Source organism: Nocardioides sp. NPDC047086 (assembly GCF_040643685.1).
Lineage (GTDB): Bacteria > Actinomycetota > Actinomycetes > Propionibacteriales > Nocardioidaceae > Nocardioides.
The window spans coordinates 25,167-49,471 of sequence record NZ_JBEYUV010000029.1 but is presented as its reverse complement, the minus strand read 5'-3'; the positions used below and the strand labels follow the sequence as shown (position 1 = coordinate 49,471).

20 protein-coding genes are annotated in these 24,305 nt (G+C 67.4%); 1 reads left to right on the top strand and 19 read right to left on the bottom strand.

What is annotated here, in order from left to right:
* Positions 1-3 precede the first annotated feature (3 nt).
* The 16 genes from ruvX to ABZ796_RS19790 form a co-directional block, all read right to left on the bottom strand.
* The gene (gene ruvX / locus ABZ796_RS19865) at positions 4-474 is read right to left on the bottom strand and encodes a Holliday junction resolvase RuvX (protein WP_357339154.1); all 471 of its coding nucleotides are present in this window, start codon (positions 472-474) and stop codon (positions 4-6) included.
* Positions 474-3,170 (bottom strand): alanine--tRNA ligase, encoded by a 2,697-nt coding sequence (alaS, locus tag ABZ796_RS19860; protein ID WP_357339152.1) that lies wholly within the window; start codon positions 3,168-3,170, stop codon positions 474-476. The genes ruvX and alaS overlap by 1 nt, the downstream gene beginning before the upstream one ends.
* Positions 3,170-3,484, bottom strand: coding sequence for a DUF6167 family protein (locus ABZ796_RS19855; RefSeq protein WP_357339150.1), 315 nt, complete (start codon positions 3,482-3,484; stop codon positions 3,170-3,172). Before ABZ796_RS19855 ends, alaS begins: the two co-directional genes overlap by 1 nt.
* Positions 3,481-4,044 (bottom strand): hypothetical protein, encoded by a 564-nt coding sequence (locus tag ABZ796_RS19850; RefSeq protein WP_357339148.1) that lies wholly within the window; start codon positions 4,042-4,044, stop codon positions 3,481-3,483. Before ABZ796_RS19850 ends, ABZ796_RS19855 begins: the two co-directional genes overlap by 4 nt.
* 12 nt (positions 4,045-4,056) lie before the next feature.
* Positions 4,057-5,388 (bottom strand): replication-associated recombination protein A, encoded by a 1,332-nt coding sequence (locus ABZ796_RS19845; protein ID WP_357339219.1) that lies wholly within the window; start codon positions 5,386-5,388, stop codon positions 4,057-4,059.
* 70 nt (positions 5,389-5,458) lie between these two features.
* A complete protein-coding gene (locus ABZ796_RS19840; protein WP_357339146.1) occupies positions 5,459-6,451 on the bottom strand; it encodes an ABC transporter permease in 993 nt (330 codons plus the stop codon).
* A 111-nt stretch (positions 6,452-6,562) separates the two neighbouring features.
* A complete protein-coding gene (locus ABZ796_RS19835) occupies positions 6,563-8,374 on the bottom strand; it encodes an ABC transporter substrate-binding protein (RefSeq protein WP_357339144.1) in 1,812 nt (603 codons plus the stop codon).
* A 47-nt stretch (positions 8,375-8,421) separates the two neighbouring features.
* On the bottom strand, positions 8,422-9,423 hold the full coding sequence (locus ABZ796_RS19830) for an ABC transporter permease (protein WP_357339143.1): 1,002 nt from the start codon (positions 9,421-9,423) through the stop codon (positions 8,422-8,424).
* 231 nt (positions 9,424-9,654) lie between these two features.
* Positions 9,655-10,842, bottom strand: coding sequence for a dipeptide ABC transporter ATP-binding protein (locus tag ABZ796_RS19825; protein WP_357339141.1), 1,188 nt, complete (start codon positions 10,840-10,842; stop codon positions 9,655-9,657).
* Positions 10,842-11,927, bottom strand: a complete 1,086-nt coding sequence (locus ABZ796_RS19820; protein WP_357339139.1) for an ABC transporter ATP-binding protein — start codon at positions 11,925-11,927, stop codon at positions 10,842-10,844. Before ABZ796_RS19820 ends, ABZ796_RS19825 begins: the two co-directional genes overlap by 1 nt.
* 15 nt (positions 11,928-11,942) lie before the next feature.
* Complete coding sequence (locus tag ABZ796_RS19815; RefSeq protein ID WP_357339137.1) at positions 11,943-12,959, bottom strand: ABC transporter permease; 1,017 nt, start codon at positions 12,957-12,959, stop codon at positions 11,943-11,945.
* A gap of 162 nt (positions 12,960-13,121) precedes the next feature.
* Entirely contained in the window at positions 13,122-14,828 is a 1,707-nt protein-coding gene (locus ABZ796_RS19810) for an ABC transporter substrate-binding protein (RefSeq protein WP_357339135.1), read from the bottom strand.
* Positions 14,829-14,924: 96 nt separating this feature from the next.
* Positions 14,925-15,938 carry an ABC transporter permease gene (locus tag ABZ796_RS19805; protein ID WP_357339133.1) on the bottom strand — a complete coding sequence of 338 codons (1,014 nt, stop codon included), beginning with the start codon at positions 15,936-15,938 and terminating at the stop codon, positions 14,925-14,927.
* A gap of 244 nt (positions 15,939-16,182) precedes the next feature.
* Positions 16,183-17,970 carry an aspartate--tRNA ligase gene (aspS, locus tag ABZ796_RS19800; protein ID WP_357339132.1) on the bottom strand — a complete coding sequence of 596 codons (1,788 nt, stop codon included), beginning with the start codon at positions 17,968-17,970 and terminating at the stop codon, positions 16,183-16,185.
* Positions 17,967-19,316, bottom strand: coding sequence for a histidine--tRNA ligase (gene hisS / locus ABZ796_RS19795; RefSeq protein WP_357339130.1), 1,350 nt, complete (start codon positions 19,314-19,316; stop codon positions 17,967-17,969). The genes aspS and hisS overlap by 4 nt, the downstream gene beginning before the upstream one ends.
* Complete coding sequence (locus ABZ796_RS19790; RefSeq protein WP_357339128.1) at positions 19,313-20,008, bottom strand: MBL fold metallo-hydrolase; 696 nt, start codon at positions 20,006-20,008, stop codon at positions 19,313-19,315. Before ABZ796_RS19790 ends, hisS begins: the two co-directional genes overlap by 4 nt.
* 188 nt (positions 20,009-20,196) lie before the next feature.
* Between ABZ796_RS19790 and ABZ796_RS19785 the strand changes: the two genes are divergently transcribed.
* Positions 20,197-21,435 carry a DUF349 domain-containing protein gene (locus ABZ796_RS19785; RefSeq protein WP_357339126.1) on the top strand — a complete coding sequence of 413 codons (1,239 nt, stop codon included), beginning with the start codon at positions 20,197-20,199 and terminating at the stop codon, positions 21,433-21,435.
* 136 nt (positions 21,436-21,571) lie between these two features.
* Here the strand turns inward: ABZ796_RS19785 and ABZ796_RS19780 are convergent, their stop codons facing one another.
* From ABZ796_RS19780 to ABZ796_RS19770, 3 genes are read right to left on the bottom strand one after another with little or no spacing between them, the layout of a single operon-like run.
* Entirely contained in the window at positions 21,572-21,727 is a 156-nt protein-coding gene (locus ABZ796_RS19780; RefSeq protein ID WP_357339124.1) for a hypothetical protein, read from the bottom strand.
* 7 nt (positions 21,728-21,734) lie between these two features.
* Positions 21,735-21,938 (bottom strand): hypothetical protein, encoded by a 204-nt coding sequence (locus ABZ796_RS19775; protein ID WP_357339122.1) that lies wholly within the window; start codon positions 21,936-21,938, stop codon positions 21,735-21,737.
* Between the two features lie 15 nt (positions 21,939-21,953).
* Positions 21,954-24,269: a bifunctional (p)ppGpp synthetase/guanosine-3',5'-bis(diphosphate) 3'-pyrophosphohydrolase gene (locus ABZ796_RS19770; protein WP_357339120.1), complete on the bottom strand. Its 2,316-nt coding sequence runs from the start codon at positions 24,267-24,269 to the stop codon at positions 21,954-21,956.
* Between the last annotated feature and the right edge of the window lie 36 nt (positions 24,270-24,305).

The following is a 24,305-nucleotide window of genomic DNA, read 5'->3' as shown; positions in this document are numbered from 1 at the left end:
CACTCAATGACCGACCTCAACGATCTCTCCAGGCGCGGCCCCCGAAGCGCGCTCACTGTCCAATGCGTGTTGCAGGATCACAACCGCCGCGGCCATGTCCACCACGGCTCGGCGGTCCTGACCCTTGCGACCTCGGTCTCGGAGCATAGCCTCCGCGGAAACTGTGGTGAGTCGTTCGTCGACGAGGCGAACCGGGACCGGAGCCACTCGCCGCGCCAAGGACGCGGCGAAGTCCCGGACCTTAGCAGTCGCCGGGTTCTCCCCTCCCTTGAGGGACCGGGGCAGCCCGACGACGACCTCGAGCATCGTCGACTCCTCGGCGATCTCGGCGACGATCGCCTGGAGACGGGTGAGGTCGCCGCGGCCCTTCTTGACCGTCTCCAGCGGTGTCGCCAGGAACCCCGTGGGGTCACTCCTGGCGACACCGATCCGAGCGTCGCCAGGATCGAGACCGAGGCGTACGCCGTGTCGCATCAGGCTCCGGTCACGGCGTTCGACACCAGGGACCTCACGTTGGCGACGGCCTCGTCGATCCTGCCGACCTCGGTGCCACCGCCCTGGGCGAAGTCGGGCTTGCCGCCACCGCGACCGCCGACGATCGGAGCGAGCTCCTTGATCAGGTCGCCCGCCTTCACCCCGGCGGCGATGCCGGCCGGGTTGACCGCGGCCACGACCGCCACCTTGTCGTCGGCGTCGCCGAAGAGCACGACCGCCGCCGGAGCGTCACCGAGCCGGGAGCGTACGTCCTGGGCGAGCGTGCGCGCGTCGCCGCCGCTCACGCCCGGGACCCGCTGGGCGACGACCTGGACGCCGTTGACGTCGACCGCGGAGGCCGCGATCGAGCCGCCGGAGGCGAGCAGCTGAGCCGTACGCGCCCGGGCGATCTCCTTCTCGGCGGCCTTGAGCCGCTCCATCAGGTCGGAGACCCTGCCGACGACATCGTCGGACTTCGACTTCAGCAGCAGGTTGAGCTCGGAGACGACGTCGCGCTCGCGGGCGAGGTAGTTGAACCCCTCGACGCCCGTGTAGGCCTCGATGCGCCGGTTGCCGGAGCCGACCGATGCCTCCGAGGTGACCACGATCGTGCCGATCTGGGAGGAGTGGTCCACGTGGGTGCCGCCGCAGAGCTCGCGCGACCAGGGGCCGCCGATCTCGACGACCCGCACCTTGGTGTCGTCGTAGGTCTCGCCGAAGAGCGCGATCGCGCCCCACTCCTTGGCCTCCGGGAGGGTCATGTAGTCCCAGGAGACCGGCAGGTCGGCGCGCAGCGCGTTGTTGGAGACCTCCTCGATCTCGTGCATCTGCGCCGGGGTCAGCCCCTTGGTCCAGCCGTAGTCGAGACGCAGGTAGCCGGGGCGGTTGAACGAGCCCGACTGCAGCGCGGTCGGGCCGAGCACCTCGCGCAGCGCCGCGTGCACCACGTGGGTGCCGGAGTGGGCCTGGCGCGCGCCGAGGCGCCACTCGGGGTCGACCTGGGCGTGCACGAGGGACTCGCCACCATGGAACTCGCCGTCGACGACCCGGACCTGGTGCACCACGAGGCCCTTGACCGGCCGCTGCACGTCGACGACCTCCAGCCGGCCACCGTCGAACTCGATGATGCCCGCGTCGGCGGACTGGCCGCCGGACTCGGCGTAGAACGGGGTCCGGTCCAGGATGATCTCGCCGATGTCCTCGGGGCCGAGCACGTCGACCGGCTTGCCCTCCTTGAGGAGAGCGATCGGCTTCGACTCGGTGTCGAGGGTCGTGTAGGCCTGCCAGTCGGTCGGCCCGTTGGTGTCCAGGATGCCGCGGTAGACCGACAGGTCGGCGTGCTGACCCTTCTTGGCGCGCGCGTCGGCCTTGGCCCGCTCCCGCTGCTCGGTCATCAGGCCGCGGAAGCCCGGCTCGTCGACCTCGAGGCCCGCCTCGGCGGCCATCTCCAGGGTCAGGTCGATCGGGAAGCCGTACGTGTCGTGGAGCTGGAACGCCTTGGCACCGGTGAACGTGGTCGATCCGCTCGACTTCACCTCGGTCGCGGCCAGATCGAAGATCTGGGTGCCGGCCGCGAGGGTCTTGCGGAAGGCCTCCTCCTCGGCGTCGGCGACCCGCTTGATGCGGTCCCATCCGGTGTGCAGGTCGGTGTAGGTCTCCCCCATCTTGTCGCGGGAGATCGGCAGCAGCTCGGGCATCGCCGGGTCCTCGTAGCCCAGCAGGCGCATGTTGCGGATCGCACGGCGCATCAGCCTGCGCAGGACGTAGCCGCGGCCCTCGTTGCCGGGGGTGACGCCGTCGCTGATCAGCATCAGCGAGGAGCGCACGTGATCGGCGACGACGCGGAAGCGGACGTCGTCCTCGTAGGAGGCGCCGTACTTCTTCCCGGTCAGCTCCATCGCCTTCTCGATGACGGGGAAGACGACGTCGGTCTCGTACATGTTCGCCTTGCCCTGCATCAGGTAGGCGACACGCTCGAGGCCGAGGCCCGTGTCGATGCTCTTCTGCGGCAGCGCGCCGTCGATGTCGACGTCGTACTTGGACCGCGCCGCGACGACGTTGTCCTGCATGAAGACGAGGTTCCAGAACTCCAGGTAGCGGTCGCCGGCGTCCCAGTCACGGTCGGCGCCGAACTCCGGGCCGCGGTCGATCAGGATCTCCGAGCACGGACCACCCGGCCCGGGCACGCCCATCGACCAGTAGTTCTCGCTCGGGGGCAGCCGGACGATGCGGTCGTCGGGCAGGCCGGAGATCTTCTTCCAGAGCGCGACCGCCTCCTCGTCGCCGTTGAGCACGGACGGGTAGAGGGCCGACTCGTCGAAGCCGAAGCCGCCGTCGGCGACCGACTTGGTGACCAGCTCCCAGGCGAGCGTGATCGCACCCTCCTTGAAGTAGTCACCGAAGGAGAAGTTGCCGCACATCTCGAAGAAGGTGCCGTGCCGGGTGGTCTTGCCGACCTCTTCGATGTCGGGCGTACGGATGCACTTCTGCACCGAGGTAGCCCGGTCGAAGGGCGGAGTCGCCTGTCCCAGGAAGTAGGGCTTGAAGGGCACCATGCCTGCGTTGACGAAGAGCAGGTTGGGGTCATCGAGCAGAAGCGATGCCGACGGCACCACCGTGTGCTCGCCGACACTCGTGTTCTCGGCGAAATGCGCCGTGAAACGGCGGCGGATCTCCGCCGTGCTCAACCACTCCATCAGGGGGTACTACCTTCCGTGTTCTGCCTCGGGTCCTCGGTTGGCCCGGTCAATCCAAGTGTCTGCTGCTCGGCACCAGCGGCGCCAATCTGTTTCGGTCCTGCCGTTCGAGCTTCGATCCACTCGCGCAGCTCGAGCTCCTTCTCGGCCTTGCCGGTGGCCAGCTCGTCGCGGAAGATCCGCGCGCCGACCCCGAGCGCCTGGGCACGGTCGCGCAGGCCGTCGGCGGTGAAGGCCTCGGCGGCGCGACGCCCCTTGACCACCGCGTACACGCCGGCACCCGCACCGACCACGAACCAGATCGCGCCCCTCATCGGGAGTCCTCCATACGTACGTCCTCGTCAACTGCCGCGCGCTGGCGCGCACGGTACTCGCGCAGCGCCTCGCGCATCTCGCTCTTCCGGTCCTTGCGTGCCCGCTTGACCTCGCGGTGCATCTCGTAGCGGATCTTGAACCGCACCTCGGGCGAGAACGCCCGGCGCACCCCGTGGACCAGCGCGGCGCTGTGCACCATCGTCTCCCGGAACACCGCGTCCGCGAAGGCCGGTGCGGTCAACGTACGCTGCACCACCTGCTCCACCTCGGCAGGCTCGCCGTCCTCCCCGAGGGAGGTGATCACATACTCTTTTTCGGCAGCCTTCTCGTCCCGGCGCCGTCGCCGGGCGGTCGGCTCGGGCTGCGCCAACCGCTTCTCCAGGGCCTCCAGCCGCTCGCGCAGCTCGGCCTCGCTGGCCTCGGCCTCCTCGAGCCGTCGCCGCGCGCGGCGACGCACGCCGAGCGCGAGCAGCACGGCGACCAGCGAGATGAGGACCAGGACCCCCACCGCGGTCAGCGTCGCGACCAGCGCCCACGCGGGCATGCTCGAGTTCGTCATGGTGCGCCTACCCTATCCATCCTGTCCGCGCACGATTTTCCGGACACGCTCCCACCGTTCCTTCACTCCTGCTTCGGCTCCGTGGGTGGTCGGCTGGTAGTACTCCGCGTCGGCGACCGCGTCGGGTGCGTACTGCTGGGTCGCGATGCCGAACGGCTCGTCGTGGGCGTACTTGTACGCCTCGCCGTGACCGATCTTCTTCGCGCCTTCGTAGTGGGCGTCGCGCAGGTGTGGCGGGACGTTGCCGATCTTCCCTGCCGCGACGTCGGCGCGCGCGGCGAAGATGGCGTTGGTGACCGCGTTGGACTTCGGCGCGACGGCCAGCGCGATCGTCGCGTGCGCCAAGGTGAGCTGTGCCTCCGGCATCCCGATCAGCTGCACGGTCTGGGCCGCGGCGACCGCGGTCTGCAGCGCCGTGGAGTCAGCCAGTCCGATGTCCTCGGAGGCGAGGATCATCAGCCGGCGCGCGATGAACCGGGGGTCCTCCCCCGCCTCGATCATCCGCGCCAGGTAGTGCAGCGCGGCATCGGCGTCCGACCCGCGCACCGACTTGATGAAGGCGCTGACCACGTCGTAGTGCTGGTCGCCCTGCCGGTCGTAGCGCACCGCCGCCTGATCCACGGCCCGCTCAGCGGCCTCGAGGCTGATCTCCCCGTCGGAGGCTGCGCCCGCTGCCGCCTCCAGGTAGGTCAGCGACCGGCGCGCGTCGCCGCCGGCGAGTCGTACGAGATGGTCGAGCGCCTCGTCGGTCAGCTTCACCGAGCCGCCGAGGCCACGCTCGTCCTCGACCGCCTTCAGCAGCACGCCGCGGATGTCATCGTCGGTCAGCGACTCGAGCCGCAGCAGCAGCGAGCGGGACAGCAGCGGCGAGATCACCGAGAAGAACGGGTTCTCCGTGGTGGCGGCGACCAGGGTGACCCAGCGGTTCTCCACGCCCGGCAGCAGCGCGTCCTGCTGCGCCTTGCTGAACCGGTGCACCTCGTCGACGAAGAGGACGGTCTCCTTGCCGGTCGCGACGAGCTCGGCACGGGCCGCGTCGATCGCCGCGCGGACCTCCTTGACGCCGGCCGAGACCGCGGAGACCTCGACGAAACGCCGGTCGGTGGAGCGGCTCACGATCGAGGCGATGGTCGTCTTCCCGGTGCCCGGCGGCCCCCACAGCAGCAGCGAGAGCGACTGACCGCCCTCCACCACCTGATGCAGCGGCGACCCGGGAGCACGCAGCGAGCTCTGCCCGACCAGCTCCTCGAGCGTACGCGGGCGCATCCGCACCGCCAGCGGCGCAGCCGCATGGTCACTGTGGCTCAGCGACCCGCCACGCGAGGCGCCGGCAGCGGCCCCCATCTCAAACAACCCGTCCACACGCCAACCCTAGTAGTCGGCACCGACAGACTCAGCCGACAGGGGGTGGCGGTCAGGTGAGGCGTACGCGTGGGTCGAGCACGCTGTAGAAGAGGTCGACCAGGAGGTTGGTGATCACGATGATCAAGGCGGAGATCAGCGTGGTCGCCTCGATGACCGGGAGGTCGCTCTGGCTGACCGCGTTGAGCGCACGGAGGCCGAGGCCGGGGATACCGAAGATCAGCTCGGTGAAGATGGTGCCCGTCAGCAGCGCTCCGAAGTCGATGCCGAAGATCGTCACGATCGGCACGACGGCGGCCCGCAGCGCGTGCTTGTTGACGATCCTCCGCTCCGGAAGACCCTTGGCGCGCGCTGTGCGGACGTAGTCCTGGTTGAACGCCTCGATCATCGACCCGCGGGTGAACCGGCCGTACTTGGAGGAGTTCACCAGGCCGAGCGCGAGCCAGGGCAGCAACAGGCCCCAGGCCCACTTCAGCGGTGAGTCGGTCAGCGGTGTGTAACCCTCCTGCGGGAAGATCCCGGCGCTGACCGCGAGATAGAGGAACGCGAGCAGGACGAACAGGTAGTACGGGATCGACTCGATCACCAGCGTCGCGCCGATGACGGCCTTGTCCGCCGAGGTCCCCCGGCGTCTGGCCGCGAACATCCCGATCGGCACGCCGATCAGCAGAATGGTGACACCGGCGCCGACCGCGACCGAGACCGTCGGCCCGATCCGGTCCTTGATGTCGTCCCAGACGTTGACCCGGTAGATGAAGCTGACCCCGAAGCACGGGGCGTCACAGTCGTACGCCTCGGAGCCGAACGCGATCTCGCGGCCGTTGACGATTCCGGACATGTACTCGACGTACTGGACGTGGAGCGGCGCGTCCAGGTTGAGCGCCTCCCGGATCGCGTCCTGACGCTCGGCGGTGCACTTGGGTTCCGGGCACATCGCGTCCGCCGGGTCGCTCGGGCCATAGGTGAAGAGCGCGACGACCGCCACCGAGATCACGAACAGCACGAGAAGTGCCGAGATCAACCGGCGTACGACAAAACCGATCATGGGACGGAGGTCTCGCTTCCTGGGTGGGTGTTCTCGGGCGGTGGCCCGGAGCTGCTGGGTCGGGCGTGCGGGTCCGGCCGGCGTGGGAGCACCCACGCCGGCCGGATCACCTCACTTGAGGTACATGATGGAGAAGCTCGGCATGCCCTTGACCGGGTCGTTGACGACCCCGCCGACCAGCGAGCCCTTGATGAAGGCGTTCGCGTCGTAGCCGGCGTTGATCTCGACCATGTAGGTCTCCTGCATCCACTTGTCGAACTCGCCCCAGGCTGCGGGGACCTCGTCGGCGTCCAACTTCAGGATCTCGGCCTGCTTCGCGTCGGCGTCGGCCTCCTTGAAGTTGGTCGGGTTCGGCATGCCCGGCTTGTTGGCGTTCGAGCCGATCCACTGCGCCGGGAACCACGAGCCGCCCGAGGGCCAGTCGGAGCACCAGCCGCCGTAGCGGAGGTTGATCGGAGCATCCAGGTTGCTCTCGTCGTCACGAATGGTCTCGTCCGTCGAAGCGACCGGGGTCGCCTTGAAACCGGCGGCCTCGAAGCCCTTGACCATCTGGTCCTTCTTGGCGACCGAGTTCTCGTCGTCGCGCTGGTAGTACCACTTCAGCTCGAAGCCCTCGGCCCCGGCCTCCTTCAGCAGCGCCTTGGCCTTCTCCGGGTCGGTGGTCTGACCGTCCTGACCCTTCGGGTACTGGTACTCGACCCGACCGGCGGTGCCCGGGGGCAGGAGCGAGGTACCGGGCTCGATGGTGACTCCGACGATCTCGCCGGAGGCCTTCCAGGCGGCCTGGTAGGGGTAGGCCCAGCTGATCGCCTCGCGGACCTTCTTCTCCGTGATCTTGGTCTGGTCCGGACGGTACATGTAGGTGCACGGCGAGGTGCCCTCGACGAGGTTGTCCGGGGCGCTCTCCTTGATCGACTTGTAGGTCGGCGGAGTGACGTCGTCGTAGGTCATCATCGACTGCGCCGCGCCCTTGTCGCCGAGGATCTGGTTCTCGAGCTTCGCGGTGTCCTGGGCGAACTTGAAGTCGAAGGCGTCCGCGGCCTGGAACCGGCCGGGGTCGGTGTCGGGGTCCCACTGGTCGTTCTTGACGAGCTTCAGCGAGGCGCCGGGCTTGTAGGACTCGAACTTGTAGGGCCCGGTCGCCATCGGGTGGCTCTCGTAGGCCAGCGGGTCCTTGTCCTTGGCCTTCGGGATCGGCGAGAAGACCGGGAACGAGGCGTAGTAGTCGAGCTCGGGGAACGGCTGGGCAAGGTGGATGATCACCTTGTTGCCGTCGGCCTCGACGCCGTCGTAGTCCTCACCGCCGTACCAGCCGGCGCTGGGGTCGTAGTCGGGGAGCTTCTTGAGCTCGGCGTCGGTGTCCGCGAACGGGCCCTTGTACTTCTGACCGTCCTTGAAGAACGTCGTCTGGTAGGTCGGGCCGTCGGTCAGGGTGTCGATGGCGAAGGAGCGCTTGATGCCGTAGACGACGTCCTCGGCGGTGGCCTCGGTGCCGTCCTCGTACTTGATGCCGTCCTTGAGCTCGAAGGTCCAGGTCAGGCCGTCCTCGGAGACCTGGCCGAGGTCGGTGGCAAGGTCAGGGACGAGAACGGAGTCGCCGCTCTTCTGGTCGTAGACGTACTGCGTCAGTGAGCGGGTCACCAGGCCGGACATGATCGCGCCGGAGTCGACGTAGTAGGTCCGGGTCGGGTCGAGGGTGTGGGGGGCGTTGTTGGACAGCACGGTGATCGTGCCGCCCTTCTTGGCGTCGCTCGGGATCTCCAGCGGCCCCTCGGCCGTGGCGTCCTTGCCGGCGCCGGCGCCGCCGCCGGCCTTGAACTCGCCGGCCGGGTCCTCGCCACCGCCACCCCCGCCACCACAAGCAGCGGTGAGCGTCAGCGCAGCGATCGCGCTGGCCGCGATCACTGTTCTCTTCAATTGCATCGTAGATTTCCACCTTCCATGGTTGATGCCTCTCTCCGACGACGTGCTCACCGGAAAGACTTGGGGTCGAAGGCGTCGCGGATGGCGTCTCCGAGCAGGTTGAGCGCGAAGACCAGGACCACGATCCCGACGATCGGCGCGTAGAGGTACAAGGGGTATTCGTCGAACCAGCTCTGGGCGCGCAGGATCGTCTGCCCCCAGGACGGTCGCCCGGTGACACCGACACCGAGATAGGCCAGCGTCGCCTCCGCGGCGATCGTGGCCGGCAGGCTCAGCGAGAACGAGACCACGATCGGCGCCACCAGGTTGGGGAGCAGCTCCTTGAACAGGATCCGATGGGTCGGCATCCCGAGGACGTAGGCGGCCTCGATGAACTCGCGCTCACGCAGCGAGATCACCTCGCCGCGGATCAGCCGGGCCAGACCCATCCACCCGAAGATCGAGAGGATCACGATGAGTGCGATCAGCGAGGCGTTGTCGAGCATCGTCGGGTTCTCCCGCCAACGCTCCACGAGCATCGGCGAGATCGCGATCGCGACCAGCAGGAACGGCAGTGTGAGGAAGAGGTCGATCACGAACGTGATCACCCGGTCACCCCAGCCGCGGCTGTAGCCCGCGATCAGGCCGAGCACCACACCGACCACGGTGGAGACGACCGTGGCGATCGTGGCGACGAGCAGGGACGTACGCGCGCCGTAGAACCACTCCGCGAGCAGGTCGTTGCCGGAGTTGGGCTCCAGGCCGAGCGGCGCCTCCCAGGTGAAGCCGTAGTTGGGCGGGCCGATGACGGGATAGTTGAACGAGTCGGTGTCGGTGACCGGGTCACCGGCACGCACCTCGACGCCGAACAGCTTGCACAGCAGCGGCGCGAAGACGGCGATCAGGACGAAGAGCAGCACGATCCCGGCACAGATCATCGCGACCTTGTCCGAGAGCAGGCGGTCCATGGCGATCCGCATCGGCGAACGGCCCGCGACGTCGCCGGTCCTCGGTTCCGGACTGATCTCGGGATCATCAGGACCCTGGATCAACACTTCGGACACAGTCATACGCTCGGATCTCCGTTCGATGCCAAGGCTCGGTACGCCCAAGACCAGACCACTTGGCGCGGGCCCGAGCCAGCGCGCTGCCTCAAGTTATGCCAAGTTGCCGCGCTTCGGGCGGGACTACAGATAACGGTTCGATACCGACGGTGACGTGTGACACATACGAAACAAAGACGGTCCGCAGCCGTCGGCTGCGGACCGTCTTTCGTAATCCTGACGAGATGCGAGAGATTCTCAGGCACGCCCTCGCGAGTTGTTCGCCAGGTCGTACCAGGTGTCGGCGTAGCCCGGGCCATCGCCCGGGACCTCGGCCGGGCTGGCACCCGGGTCCGGCGCGCCGAACTCGTCGACGCCCAGGAGCGGCGCGGTGATCGGCTTCTCCGGGTGCTGGTGGATCTCGCCCGGGAAGTGGCAGGCGACCTTGTGCTTCTTACCGATCTGCAGCAGCGGCGGCTCGACCACGGAGCAGATGTCCTTGGCGATGGCGCAGCGGGTGCGGAAGTGGCAGCCCGAGGGCGGGTTGATCGGCGAAGGTACGTCGCCCTCCAGCCGGATCCGCTCACGACGGCCGCCGATCGCGGCCTGCTTCACGTCGGGCACGGCGGAGAGCAGCGCCTGGGTGTAGGGGTGGTGAGCGCGCTCGTAGATCGACTCGCGGTCACCGATCTCCACGATCTTGCCGAGGTACATCACCGCGACCTCGGGGCAGAAGTGACGAACGATGGCGAGGTCGTGAGCGATGAACAGGAAGGAGATGTCGAACTCCTTCTGCAGATCCTGCAGAAGGTTGATCACCTGGGCCTGGATCGAGACGTCCAGAGCCGAGACCGGCTCGTCGGCGACGAGCAGCTTCGGCTGCAGGGTCAGCGCCCGGGCGATGCCGATGCGCTGGCGCTGGCCGCCGGAGAACTCGTGCGGGTAGCGGTTGTAGTGCTCCGGGTTGAGACCGACGATCTCGAGCAGCTCCTGGACCCGGCTGAGCACCTTGTTCTTCGGCACCATGTTGTGGATCCGCAGCGGCGCGCCGATGATCGAGCCGACCGTGTGACGTGGGTTCAGCGAGGTCGACGGGTCCTGGAAGATCATCTGGATCTCCCGGCGCATCGGGTGCAGCTGCCGACCGGAGTAGTTGGCGATGTCCGTGCCCTCGAAGTTGATCGAACCTTCGGTGGGCTTGTAGAGCCGCGTCACCATCCGGCCGGTCGTGGACTTGCCACAACCGGACTCGCCGACGAGGCCCAGGGCACTGCCCCTAGCCACCTCGAAGGAGACCCCGTCGACGGCCTTGACGTGCCCGACCGTACGCCGGATCACGCCACTGCCCTTGACCGGGAAGTGCATCTTCAGGTTGTCGACCGAGAGCACTGCCTCCGTGCTCTCCGGTGCGACCGAGGCCGCGGGGGCGGTCGTGGTGTCGCTCATCAGTCCTCCACCAGGTCAGGGGCGATCTCGGGCAGGATCTCTGCCTCGTAGACCTCGTCGGCGTTCTTGATGTGGCACCGCTTGGTGTGGTTGCCACCGCTGTGGGCCGGGGTGAGGTCGGGAAGGGTCGTCCGGCACAGGTCGCCGCCCACCTTCGCCACGTGGTCGCAGCGCGGCTCGAAGGCGCATCCCGGCGGCGGGTTGAGCAGCGAGGGCGGGTTGCCCCGGATCGGGATCAGCTTGGCCTCGGTCGACGCGGTCAGGTCCGGCACGCTGGAGAGCAGACCCCAGGTGTAGGGCATCTCCGGGTTGGTGAGGATCTCCTTGCACGGGCCGTACTCGACCGCGCGGCCGGCGTACATCACGAGTACGTCATCAGCCATCTCGGCCACGACGCCGAGGTCGTGGGTGATGATGATGATCGCCGCGTCGAAGTCGCGCTGCAGGTCCTGGAGCAGGTCGAGGATCTGCGCCTGGACGGTCACGTCGAGAGCCGTGGTCGGCTCGTCGGCGATCAGCAGGCTGGGGTTGTTGATCAGCCCCATCGCGATCATCGCGCGCTGGCGCATACCGCCGGAGAACTGGTGGGGGTAGTCGTCCACGCGACGGTCGGGCTGCGGGATGCCGACGCGCTCGAGCATCTCGATGGCGCGCGTGCGCGCCTCCTTCTTGCTCACGTCGTTGTGGACCTGGTAGGCCTCCATGATCTGGTTGCCCACCGTGTAATAGGGGTGCATCGCGGAGAGCGGGTCCTGGAAGATCATCGCCACGTCGCGACCGCGGCGCCTGCGCATGTCCTCGTTGCTCACCTTGAGCAGGTCGACACCGTCGAGCATGATCTGGCCGCTGAGGATGGCGTTGGTGCCGCGGTGCAGCCCCATGATCGCCGAGCTGGATACCGACTTGCCCGACCCGGACTCGCCCACGATGCCGAGCGTCTTGCCGCGCTCGAGCTCGAAGGTGAGGCCGTCGGTCGCCTTGACGATGCCGTCGGAGGTGGAGAAGTGAACCTTCAGGTCCTGGACCGAGAGGAACGCGCCATCCCTGGCCGGCGTCGTCTCGGGGGTCTTGGAGAGGTCAGTCATGGATCAGCTCCCGGGTCAGGCGACGCGCACGCGCGGGTCGATGAAGGCGTACAGGACGTCGACGATGATGTTGGCGATGATCACCAGAGCGCCGAGGAGCAGCACCAGGCCCACGATGGTGGGAAGGTCGTAGGTCTCGTTCGCGGTCACCGCGAGCTTTCCGAGACCGTAGTAGTTGAAGACGTCCTCGGTGATGATCGCTCCGCCGAGGACGGCAGCGACATCGAGGCCGAACATCGTCACCAGCGGGGTCAGCGCGGCGCGCAGCGCGTGCTTGAACAGCACCTTGCCGCCCTTGAGGCCCTTGGACTTCGCGGTGCGGATGTAGTCCTCGCTCATCGACTCGAGGACGAACGCCCGGGTCATGCGTACGTAGCCCGCCATGTAGACCGCAGCGAGGGTGAACCCGGGGAGCATGAGCTGGAGCAGCCATTCCCCGACGCCACCTTCGGCGATCGGCACGTATCCCGGTGCGGGGAAGATCCCCCATTTGATGGCTACGAAGTTGATCAGCAGGGCACCCACGAAGAAGGTCGGAAACGCATACAGGGACAGCGTGGCTCCGACGACTCCGCGGTCCACGAGGGACCCCTTGAAGACCGCTGCGATCACTCCGAACAGAACACCGAAGACGACCCAGATGGTGACCGCGACCAGAGCGATCGAGATCGAGATCGGGGCTGCCTCCGCGATCTCCTCGTTGACCGTCATCTGCAGCTGCTGGGAGTAGCCCAGGCAGGGTGCCGCGCACTCGGTGACCAGCTCGGGGTTGGCCTCGCGCATCGCCTCGTCGGCGGGGTATTCGCGGCCGACGACGACGCCCTTGGCGAAGTTGCCCCACTGGACCAGCAGCGGCTGGTCGTAGCCGAGGGCCTGACGGGTCTCCTCGATGCGCTCCGGGGGGCAGTTCTTGCCGCACGAGAACTGAGCCGGGTCAACCGGGTTCTTCATGAACAGTGCGAAGACGATGAAGCTCATCGCCACCAGCATGAGCAAACCGACGATCACGCGCCGGATGATGTAGGCGACCATCGGTGGGTCTCACCTTCATTGGGATCGGCCGGACCACCGTCGTGGGGTGTCGTCCGGGGGGAATCGTGTCCAGGTACATGGGGGAGGCGGGGCTCTGGCGAGCCCCGCCTCCAAGGTCGGAACGGCTCAGGGCCGTCCGAACGGTGTTGCGGAGCTGAAGGATCAGTCCTCGACGTCGATGGTCGCCAGGTCCGGGTAGGACGAGGAGGCATCGGTGGTGACGAAGTCCTTCACCTTGGAGCCGTGGACCCAGTTGAAGGTCGCGATCTCCAGCGGGATGTAGGCGACGTCCTCACCCATGACCGCGTCTGCCTCCTGGAGGAACTTGTTCTGCTCCTCGATGGTGGCGGAGTTGGCGGCCTGGTCGAACAGCTTGTCGACCGCAGGGTTCTTGTAGTTGCCGTAGTTCTGACCGTTGGTCGACTTCTCGATCTGACGGCTGTCGAACAGCGCAGCGGTGACGGTCATCGCGGAGCCCCAGTCGGCACCCCAACCGCCCCACATCACGTCGGCCTTGTTGGAAGGCTTCTGGATGTTGGAGTAGTAGACGTCACCCAGCGGGTCGAGCGTGACCTTGAAGCCGGCGGCCTCCCAGCCCTGGACCAGCGCGGCGGCCTGCTTGTCAGCGGTGTCGCTCTGCGGGTAGGTGAAGGTGATCGGGTACGGCGTCTTGACACCGGCGTCGGCCAGGGTCTTCTTCGCCGCGGCCGGGTCGCCCTTGAGGTTGCGGTCCTTGTACGCCGGGTTGGCGACGTAGCCCGGAACGGCCGGGTTCACGATCGAGTCGGCCGGGGTGTAGGCCTTCTCGCCACCGCCGGCGGCGATCCAGGACTCGACGTCGGTCGCCTGGGCCAGAGCCTTGCGAACGTTCGGGTCCTTCATCTGGTTCTGGTTCGGCACCAGGTAGTCGACGTAGGGCGACGGGACCTGGACGTAGCGGTCCTTGACGCCGGCCTCGGTGAGACGCGGGTAGAACTCCGGCGGGACGCGCGAGCCGCTGACGATGGTCGCCTGCGAGTCGGGGCTGTCGGAGAACAGCTTCTCGTAGGTGGTCGTCGCCTTCTCACCGAACTTGAAGACGACCTTGTCCGGCTTGGCCTCACGCAGCGACTTGTCGTCGGTCTCCGGGTCGTACTCGTCGTTGCGCACCAGGGTGCCGCCCTTCTGGGCGTTCCAGGTGTCGACCTTGTACGGGCCGTTGGAGAAGATCTTGTCGTCGTTCTTGGCACCCTTGTCGAAGGACTTCTTGTAGGGGTCCATCATGTGCAGCGACGAGATCGCCAGCGGGAAGTCGGGCCACGGCGACTTGAACTTGTAGGTGATGGTCTTGCCATCGCAGGTCACGGCCTGGTCGAAGTCGGCCTGCTGCTCCGGGGTCGCGGTGTAGGGGCCGGGGTACTCACCCTTGAGCGCGAGCTTCGCGGTCAGGTAGAAGCCCGGACCGCCGGTGAGCTCGTCGGCGGCGAAGTTGCGCGAGGCGCCGTAGGCGAAGTCCTCACACGTGATGTCGGAGCCGTCCTCCCACTTCACGCCGTCCTTGATGGTGAACGACCAGGTCTTGGCGCCCTCGGTCGAGGTGCCCTCGTCGGTCGCCAGGTCGGGGATCGGCTTGCTCGAGACCTTGGGGTCGGTCGACGACGGGTTCGAGAGCAGCTTGCGGTAGACCAGACGCGTGGTGTGCGAGATGGTCTCGCCGACGTAGATCCGCTGCGGGTCCAGGTGGTCGATCGGGTCCTCAGCGACGATGGTCAGCGTGTTCGCCGAGCTCGAGCCACCGCCGTCCCCGCCGCCACAGGCAGCCAGGCCCAGCGAAAGACCGAGCACGCCAGCGGCACTGACCGCTACGTACTTAGCTCGCTTCTTGAGCATTCGTTTCTCCTTGGTGTGGTCGCCGTCAGCCTCTGACAACTGACGCCGTAACGGTGTCCCGGGCGGGTCACCTGTGTGTGGACGGAGCCCCGAGGCTCACCTGTCACCCTTGGGATCAAGGGCGTCTCGCAACCCGTCCCCGAGAAGGTTGAACGAGATCACGATCGTCGCGATGATGATCGCGGGCATGAAGAAGTAGAACGGGTCCACCTGCGCGTACTTCAACGAGTCGGTGAGCACGTTGCCAAGCGTGGGCGTCGGCGGCTTCACACCGACCTGGAGGTAGCTCAGCGCAGCCTCGGCCGAGATGTAGGCCGGCATCATCAGGGTGACCAGGACCAGCAGCGGGGCCCACAGGTTCGGCAGGATCTCCTTGAAGTAGATCCGGGACTTCGAGGCACCCAGGACGATCGCCGCCTCGACGAACTCTCGTTGCTTGATCGAGAGGACCTGTCCTCGGACCACGCGGGCGGTGCTGGTCCAGCCGAAGATCGCGAGCACCACGGTGCAGTAGATCCCCTGGACAAGTGGGCCGTTTGGTAGTCCCGTCACCATCTGGATGAGCTCGAGGCCGAGCGCGGAGAGCGCCAGCAGCATCATCGTCGAGGGGAACGAGAGCGTCAGGTCGGTGAAGCGGCTCAGGCCCGCGTCGACCCAGCCACCGCTGAACCCGGAGATGATCCCGATGATCGCACCGATGACCACCGACAAGATGGCGGCGGTGAGGGCGATGATCAGCGAGAAGGTGATGCCGTACCAGAACCGGGACAACGCGTCGCGGCCGGTGCCGGGCTCCACGCCGAGCGGGTGCTCGAGGCTCGCGCCGCTGAACCGGCCCTCGGGAATGGTGTTGGCGTCGAGCAGGTCCTGGTTGTAGCCGAACGGGTCCAGCACGCCCATCCTGACGAGAATCGGCGCCAGGACGGCAGCCAGGACCACCAGGACGACGATCGTCAGCGACACCATCGACAGCTTGTCCTTGCGAAGCCGCATCCATGCCAGCTTCATCGGCGACTTGCCGGCGATCTTCTTCGCCTCCTCAGGCGAAGCAGAAGGTGTCGATCCACCCGAGAGTTCTTCACCTTCGAACACGGTGGCCGATTCGCTCATGGTTCCTCTGTCTAGTCGTATTTGTGGGTGCCGCCGTCGCACGGCAGCGTCCGACCCACGAGGTCGACGGATGGAACTCTATGTGATCCCTTTGCCCGGATGGAGCCCGGACCGGTAACGATCCGATTTCAACCAGTGATACGGCAGATCGGGAGGGATTCTCGCCATTCAACGCTGAACACCAAGAGTCTCCGGGGCCGGCGAACCGGTCCCGGAGACTCTGTTGGATTTGTGGGAAGCGCGCTCAGTTAGCCGATTCGGCCTCGGCGGCGGCCGGAGAGGTTGAGCTCAGCGCGTCGACGCCCGCCTCCTTGCGCTGCTCGGGCGTGATCGGCGCCGGAGCGGCGGTGAGCGGGTCGTAGCCGGCACCCGTCTTCGGGAAGGCGATGACGTCGCGGATCGAGTCGGTGCCGGCGAGAAGGGCCACGACGCGGTCCCAGCCGAACGCGATGCCGCCGTGGGGCGGGGCGCCGAACTTGAACGCGTCGAGCAGGAAGCCGAACTTCTCCTCGGCCTCCTCCTCGCCGATCCCCATCAGGTCGAAGACCCGCTTCTGGATGTCCTCGCGGTGGATACGGATCGAGCCGCCGCCGATCTCGTTGCCGTTGCAGACGATGTCGTAGGCCCAGGCGAGCGCGTTGCCGGGGTCCTTGTCGAAGCTCTCGACGTCCTGCGGGCTGGTGAAGGCGTGGTGGACCGCGGTCCACTCCCCCGCGCCGACCGCGACGTCACCGGACTCGACCGCCTCGGAGGCCGGCTCGAGCAGCGGCGCGTCGACGACCCACAGGAAGCTCCACTCGCCGTCCTTGCGGAGGTCGAGGCGGTTGCCGATCTCCAGCCGGGCCGCACCGAGCAGGGAGCGGCTCGACTTGGGCGCGCCTGCGGCGAAGAAGATGCAGTCACCCGGGTTGGCACCGACGTGCGCGGCCAGTCCGGCGGCCTCGGTCTCGGAGAGGTTCTTGGCGACCGGACCGGTCAGCGAGCCGTCCTCCTGGACCAGGACGTACGCCAGGCCCCTGGCGCCGCGCTGCTTGGCCCAGTCCTGCCAGCCGTCGAGCTGACGCCGCGGCTGGCTCGCGCCGCCCGGCATCACCACGGCGCCGACGTAGGGCGCCTGGAAGACGCGGAACGTCGTCTCGGAGAAGTAGTCGGTGCACTCGGTGATCTCGATGCCGAAGCGCAGGTCGGGCTTGTCCGAGCCGTACTTGGCCATCGCGTCGGCGTAGGTCATCCGCGGCATCGGGAGCGGGACGTCGTAGCCGATCAGCTTCCACAGCGCGGCGACGATCTCCTCGCCCAGGGCGATCACGTCGTCCTGCTCGACGAAGCTCATCTCGATGTCGAGCTGGGTGAACTCGGGCTGCCGGTCGGCGCGAAAGTCCTCGTCACGGTAGGCGCGGGCGAGCTGGTAGTAGCGCTCCATGCCGCCGACCATGAGCAGCTGCTTGAACAGCTGCGGCGACTGCGGCAGCGCGTACCACGAGCCCGGCTGCAGGCGCGCCGGGACCAGGAAGTCGCGGGCGCCCTCAGGGGTGCTGCGGGTCAGCGTCGGGGTCTCGATCTCGACGAAGTCGTGGCCGGCGAGGACGTCGCGGGCGGCCTTGTTGGCCTTCGAGCGCAGGCGGATGGCGTTGCCGGGCGCGGTGCGGCGCAGGTCGAGGTAACGGTGCTTGAAGCGTACGTCCTCGCCGACCTCGACGTGGTCGTCGATGGGGAACGGCAGGGCGGCCGCGGCGGAGAGGACCTCGAGGTCCTTGGCGACGACCTCGATCTCGCCGGTGGCGAGGTTGGGGTTGCGGTTCTCGTCGGTGCGCGCGACGACCTCGCCGGTGACCTTGATGCAGTATTCGTTGCGGAGGGCGTGGGCGATCTCCTCGTCGCGGACGACGACCTGGACCACGCCGCTGGCCTCACGCAGATCGAGGAACGCGACCCCGCCGTGATCGCGTCGACGGCCTACCCAGCCGGCGAGGGTCACGGTCTGGCCGACGTGCTCGGCACGCAGGGTGCCGGCGTCGTGGGTGCGGATCACTTCTTCTCCTCGTTGTTCGCGACGACCTGGGGCTTCAGGTCGCTCTCGTTCTGGGGCGTCCAGGTGGCCGGGTCGGCCGAGACCTGGTCGCCGGTGCGGATGTCCTTGATCTCGTAGCCGCCTTCGGTCGCGAAGAGGACGTACGGGATGCCGCGGCGCTCCGCGAAGCGGATCTGCTTGCCGAACTTGGCGGCGTTGGGCGAGACCTCGCAGGCAACATTGTGGGCGCGCAGGAGCTGGGCCGCCGAATCGGCCTCGGTCCGGCTCTCCTCGTCGGCGACGGCGACCAGCACCGTGCTCGGGACCTTGCGGTCGCCGTCGAGCACGCCCTTCTGCACGAGAGGCACCAGGACGCGGCTCACGCCGAGCGAAATGCCGACGCCCGGGTAGGTGGTCTTGCCATCGCTGGCGAGCGCGTCGTAGCGGCCGCCCGAGCAGATGCTGCCCAGCGACTCGTAGCCGTCGAGGCGGGTCTCGAAGACGGTGCCGGTGTAGTAGTCCAGACCGCGGGCGATGCTCAGGTCGGCCACGACGCGTACAGAATCAGTGTTCAGCGGCGCGGTGGCGTTGATCAGCGTGGCCAGCTCGGTCAGGCCCTCCTCGAGCAGCTCGCTCTCGACGCCGAGGGCCCGGACCTTCTCGACGAAGGAGTCGTCGGTGGCGGTGATCGTGGCGAGCTCGAGGCACTTGGCGGCCTGCTCGTCGCTCAGCCCGGCCTCGGAGACCAGCAGCTTGCCGACCTCTTCCGCCGGCATCTTGTCGAGCTTGTCGATGAGCCGCATGGTCTCCTCGACGTCAGGAACGCCGAGACCGGCGTAGAAGCCCTGGATCAGCTTGCGGTTGTTGACCTGGAGCGTGAACCCCGGCAGGAACGTCAGCTTGCCGAGCGCCTCGAGCATGACCCGGGCGACCTCGACGTCGTGGTGGAACGGCAGTGTGTCGCGCCCGACGATGTCGATGTCGGCCTGCGCGAACTCCCGGAAGCGGCCCTCCTGCGGGCGCTCGCCTCGCCAGACCTTCTGGATCTGGTAGCGGCGGAAGGGGAACTCCAGCTTGCCGGCGTTCTCGAGCACGTAGCGGGCGAAGGGGACGGTGAGGTCGAAGTGGAGCCCCATCCCCTTGTCTCGGCTGCTGTCGTCCTCCTGCAGCCGGCGCAGGACGTAGACCTCCTTGGAGGTGTCGCCCTTGCGCAGCAGCTGGTCCATCGGCTCGACGGCGCGGGTCTCGATGTTGCCGAAGCCGTGCAGCTCGAAGGTGCGGCTCAGGGTCTCGATGACCTCGCGCTCGACGGTGCGCTGGCTCGGCAGGAACTCCGGGAATCCGGAGAGGGGTGTTGGCTTGTTCATGGTGTGGTGATCAGGTCCTGAAGAAACGGGTTGGTGGCGCGCTCGCGCCCGATCGAGGTCTGTTCGCCATGGCCGGGGAGCACCACGATGTCGTCGGCGAGGGGCAGCACCTTGGTGGTCAGGGACTGCAGCATCGTGGCGTGGTCACCGCCGGGGAGGTCCGTACGCCCGATGCTGCCCGCGAAGAGCAGGTCGCCGGAGAACATCACGTCACTGACCTCGGCGTGGTCGGGGTAGGGAGTCCGGAAGGTGACCGACCCCTCGGTATGCCCGGGCGTATGGTCGATCAGGAAGCTCATCCCGGCCAGGTCGATGGCTTGCCCGTCACTCAGCTCTCGGACATCGTCGGGCTCCACGAAGTCGTAGGTCCCCTGCGGCATGCCGAGCAGCATCTGCGCCGACTCCGGCGAGATCCCCTGGAGCGGGTCGGCGAGGAGGTGACGGTCGTTGGGGTGGATCCAGGCGGTGGAGTCGTACGTCTTGGAAACCGGGGTCACCGACCACATGTGGTCGACGTGGCCGTGGGTGAGGAGCACGGCGACCGGCTTGAGGCGCTGCTCCCGGACGATCTCCTCGATGCCCTTCGCAGCGTCCTTGCCGGGATCGATCACGACACACTCGGTGCCCGGACCGGTGGCGGCGACGTAGCAGTTGGTGCCCCACGGACCGGCGGGAAAGCCTGCGATCAACACGAGAAACACCCTATCCAGCGGTACAGTGCAGCGCCGCATCGTGGCGTCTGACTACGATGGGCATCCCGAGGTGTGCCGGGACACCACGGGGACCTGCAAGTTGAGCCGACCGGGACTGTGACGAGCACGGTGTCCGGCGGGGGAGATTTCATAAGAGGTTAGCGCCTCATGCGAAGAGTAGGGACATTGTGACCAGCGAGCAGTGGGGTCGGGTCGAGGAAGACGGAACGGTCTACGTGAAGACCGCTGAGGGCGAGCGTTCCGTGGGGCAATACCCGGAAGGCACGCCGGAGGAGGCGCTTGCCTTCTTCACCAACCGGTTCGACCAGCTCGCCTTCGAGGTCGAGCAGCTCGAGCGGCGCGTGCATGCGGGTAAGACGTCGCCCGACGAGGCGACGGCGGCGGTCAAGACCGTCGTGGAGAAGGTGACCGACGCCAACGCGGTCGGTGATCTGGCCTCGCTGGTGGCGCGACTGGACGCTCTGGCGCCGGTCATCGCCACCCAGCGTGAGGCCCGCAAGGCCGAGCGGGCCGCGAAGGCGGCCGAGGCGAAGGTCGCCAAGGAGGCTCTCGTCGCCGAGGCCGAGAAGCTGGCTCAGAGCAACGACTGGCGTAACGGCGCCAACCGGCTGCGGGAGCTGCTCGACCAGTGGAAGGCGCTCCCCCGCATCGACCGCGGCTCCGACGACGCGCTGTGGCGGCGCTTCTCGACCGCACGTACCGCCTACACGCGGCGCCGCAAGGCCCACTTCGCCGAGCTGAACGCCCGGCGCGAGGACGCCAAGGTGATCAAGGAGCGGATCATCGTCGAGGCCGAGCAGCTCTCCGCCTCCACCGATTGGGGCCCCACCGCCGGGCGCTACCGCGACCTGATGCGCGACTGGAAGGCTGCCGGTCCGGCCCCCAAGGATGTCGACGACAAGCTCTGGAAGCAGTTCCGGGCCGCCCAGGACGTCTTCTTCGGTGCCCGGGACGCCGCCAACGCGGCGCTCGACGCCGAGTTCGCCCAGAACGCCGTGGTCAAGGAGGGCCTGCTCACCGAGGCACAGGAGCTTCTCCCGCTGCTGGAGAAGGGCGACGACCTCGACGCGGTCAAGCGGTCCTTCCGCGACATCGCCGACCGCTGGGACGAGGCCGGCAAGGTCCCGCGCGACCGCATCAAGGAGCTCGAGGGTGCGATGCGCAAGGTCGAGCAGGCCATCAAGTCCGCCGAGGACGACCAGTGGCGCAAGTCCGACCCCGAGAAGTCCGCTCGTGCCGACGACATGATCGCCAAGCTCGAGGAGGCCATCGCCCAGGTCGAGAAGGATCTCGCCAAGGCCCAGACCTCGGGTGACGCCCGCAAGATCAAGAGCCTCGAGGAGAACCTCGAGTCCCGCCGCCAGTTCCTGGAGATGGCCAAGCGCGCCAGCGCCGACTTCTCCTGACCCACGCCGACTCGGCGCGTCTGTTCAGCGCAGCCGGGCCGAGTCGGCTCATCTTGACAAGAAAACCCGCCGAGTCGGCTCGTTATAACGAGCCGACTCGGCGGGTTCTGTGGTCAGTTTGCGCCGACTCGGCGTCTCACAGGCCTCCGTAGTAGTCGCCCTTGGCGACATTTCCCTTCTGGGCCTGCCGCACGTCTTCGTGGTCGACGGGGTTCCCGCCCTTGCCCATCGCGGTCCAGACGATGCCCGCGAGGAGGAGTACACCGCCGATGATGAGGATCCAGGTGAACACCGGCGGTCTAGAAACCGAGACCGGCAGAGCCGCCGTCGGAGCCACCATGGTGTTTGCCACCGTGGTATTCGGCCTTGCCCAAGGCCTGCCCCCTGTTCCGGTTCGCGACGGCTTCGTCGATGCCTCGCGATGACTTGTTCACCGCCACCCACACGACGGCGCCGACGACGACAACTCCCAAAGCGATCAGAAACCAGGTGAACGGGTCCACGAGATGCTCACTTTCCTATTGGGTGACGCGGTAGGCGTCGAAGACGCCGGGGACGGTGCGTACCTGCTTCAAGACGGTGTCGAGGTGCTTGGAGTCGGCCATCTCGAAGGAGAACCGGGACTTCGCGACGCGGTCGCGGGTGGTGGTGAGCTGGGCGCTCAGGATGTTCACGTGGGCGTCGGAGAGCGCCATCGTGATGTCGGACAGGAGCCGGGCCCGGTCCAGCGCCTCGACCTGGATGTTGACCAGGAAGACCGAGTTGGAGGTGGAGCCCCACTCGACCTCGAGCAGGCGCTCGGGGTGGGAGCGGAGCTCGGCGGCGTTGGTGCAGTCGGTGCGGTGGACCGAGACTCCCCCGCCCTTGGTCACGAAGCCGAGGATGTCATCGCCGGGCACCGGCGTGCAGCACTTGGCGAGCTTGACCCAGACGTCCGGAGAACCCTTGACGATCACTCCGGCGTCGGAGTTTGCGGCGGAGACCTTGCCGTTGCGCCTGCGGCCGACGTTGATGGCCTCGGCGAGGTCCTCGGCGGCACCGTCGTCACCGCCGTGGTCCTCGATCACGCGGCGTACGACAGCCTGGGCGGAGAGGTGGCTCTCGCCGACCGCCGCGTAGAGCGCGTCGACGTCGGCCAGGTCGAAGTGGTCGGCGGCGAGCATGAGCGACTCGCGCGACATCAGCCGCTTGAGGGGCAGCCCTTCCTTGCGCATGAGCCGGGCGATCGCGTCCTGGCCCTTCTCGATGGCCTCGTCGCGGCGCTCGCGGGTGTGCCACTGCCGGATCTTCGCCTTGGCCCGGTTGGACTTGACGAAGGAGGCCCAGTCCCGCGACGGACCGGCGTTGGGCGACTTGGAGGTGAAGACCTCGACGACGTCGCCGCTCTCCAAGGTCGACTCCAACGGCACCAGACGGCCGTTGACGCGGGCACCGATGGTCTTGTTGCCGACCTCGGTGTGGACGGCGTAGGCGAAGTCGACCGGAGTCGCGTCGGCGGGCAGCGCGATCACGTCGCCCTTGGGCGTGAAGACGTAGACCTCGGTACGCTTCATCTCGAAGCGCAGCGACTCCAGGAACTCGCCGGGGTCGTTGACCTCCGACTGCCAGTCCATGAGCTGCTTGACCCAGCTCATGTCGTTGTCCATCGGCCGGTCGGTGTCGACACCGTTACGGCCGTCCTCCTTGTACTTCCAGTGGGCGGCCACACCGAACTCGGCACGGCGGTGCATCGCGAAGGTGCGGATCTGCAGCTCGACCGGCTTGCCCTGCGGACCGATGACCGTGGTGTGCAGCGACTGGTACATGTTGAACTTCGGCATCGCGATGTAGTCCTTGAAGCGCCCCAGGACGGGGTTCCACCGCGAGTGCAGGATGCCGAGGACGGAGTAGCAGTCGCGCTCGTCCTCGACCAGGATCCGGATGCCGACCAGGTCGTTGATGTCGGAGAAGTCCTTACCGCCGACGATCATCTTCTGGTAGATCGAGTAGTAGTGCTTCGGTCGGCCGGTGACGGTCGCCTTGATCCGGGCCTCGTGCAGGTCGCGCTCGACCTGGTCGATGACCTGGGCCAGGAACTTCTCCCGCGACGGGTTGCGGTCGGCGACGAGACGGACGAGCTCGTCGTACATCTTCGGGTAGAGGGTCGCGAAGGCGAGGTCCTCGAGCTCGAACTTGATGGTGTTCATGCCGAGCCGGTGGGCCAGCGGCGCGTAGATGTCGAGGGTCTCGCGGGCGCTGCGCTCCTGGCTCTTCTGCGGGACGTAGCGCAGCGTACGCATGTTGTGCAGGCGGTCGGCCAGCTTGATCACCAGCACCCGGATGTCGCGGGACATCGCCACGACCATCTTGCGGATCGTCTCGGCCTGCGCGGAGTCGCCGTAGGTGACCTTGTCGAGCTTGGTGACGCCGTCGACCAGATGGGCGACCTCCTCACCGAAGTCGCGGGTGAGCTCCTTGAGCGTGTATGGCGTGTCCTCGACGGTGTCGTGCAGCAGGGCCGCCACCAGGGTCGGCTCGGTCATGCCGAGCTCGGCGAGGATCGTGGTCACCGCGAGCGGGTGGGTGATGTAGGGATCGCCGCTCTTGCGCATCTGCGTGCCGTGCAGGCGCTCGGCGGTGACGTAGGCCCGCTCCAGCAGGGCCAGGTCGGCCTTCGGGTGGTTGGACCTCACCGCCCGGAACAGCGGCTCCAGCACAGGATTGCCCGGCGTGCCACGTCCGCCGATCCGGGCCAGGCGCGCACGGACGCTGCGACCCGACGGGGCCGGGCCACTGCTCTCCCGCGCCTCGATGTTGTGCGCACGAGGCTGCGCGACGATGCGATCCTCTGCCATGTAACGAGTCTACCGGCCGCACCCGGAGCATTGGCT

Excerpts from the sequence above, each read along its gene's own strand:
- ABZ796_RS19835 (WP_357339144.1), bottom strand. The coding sequence starts at position 8,374 with ATGCAATTGAAGAGAACAGTGATCGCGGCCAGCGCGATCGCTGCGCTG.
- ABZ796_RS19845 (WP_357339219.1), bottom strand. The coding sequence starts at position 5,388 with ATGGGGGCCGCTGCCGGCGCCTCGCGTGGCGGGTCGCTGAGCCACAGT.
- ABZ796_RS19830 (WP_357339143.1), bottom strand. The coding sequence starts at position 9,423 with ATGACTGTGTCCGAAGTGTTGATCCAGGGTCCTGATGATCCCGAGATC.
- ABZ796_RS19770 (WP_357339120.1), bottom strand. The coding sequence starts at position 24,269 with ATGGCAGAGGATCGCATCGTCGCGCAGCCTCGTGCGCACAACATCGAG.
- ABZ796_RS19810 (WP_357339135.1), bottom strand. The coding sequence starts at position 14,828 with ATGCTCAAGAAGCGAGCTAAGTACGTAGCGGTCAGTGCCGCTGGCGTG.
- ABZ796_RS19805 (WP_357339133.1), bottom strand. The coding sequence starts at position 15,938 with ATGAGCGAATCGGCCACCGTGTTCGAAGGTGAAGAACTCTCGGGTGGA.
- ABZ796_RS19855 (WP_357339150.1), bottom strand. The coding sequence starts at position 3,484 with ATGAGGGGCGCGATCTGGTTCGTGGTCGGTGCGGGTGCCGGCGTGTAC.
- ABZ796_RS19840 (WP_357339146.1), bottom strand. The coding sequence starts at position 6,451 with ATGATCGGTTTTGTCGTACGCCGGTTGATCTCGGCACTTCTCGTGCTG.
- alaS (WP_357339152.1), bottom strand. The coding sequence starts at position 3,170 with ATGGAGTGGTTGAGCACGGCGGAGATCCGCCGCCGTTTCACGGCGCAT.
- hisS (WP_357339130.1), bottom strand. The coding sequence starts at position 19,316 with ATGAACAAGCCAACACCCCTCTCCGGATTCCCGGAGTTCCTGCCGAGC.
- ABZ796_RS19815 (WP_357339137.1), bottom strand. The coding sequence starts at position 12,959 with ATGGTCGCCTACATCATCCGGCGCGTGATCGTCGGTTTGCTCATGCTG.
- ABZ796_RS19825 (WP_357339141.1), bottom strand. The coding sequence starts at position 10,842 with ATGAGCGACACCACGACCGCCCCCGCGGCCTCGGTCGCACCGGAGAGC.
- ruvX (WP_357339154.1), bottom strand. The coding sequence starts at position 474 with ATGCGACACGGCGTACGCCTCGGTCTCGATCCTGGCGACGCTCGGATC.
- ABZ796_RS19820 (WP_357339139.1), bottom strand. The coding sequence starts at position 11,927 with ATGACTGACCTCTCCAAGACCCCCGAGACGACGCCGGCCAGGGATGGC.
- ABZ796_RS19850 (WP_357339148.1), bottom strand. The coding sequence starts at position 4,044 with ATGACGAACTCGAGCATGCCCGCGTGGGCGCTGGTCGCGACGCTGACC.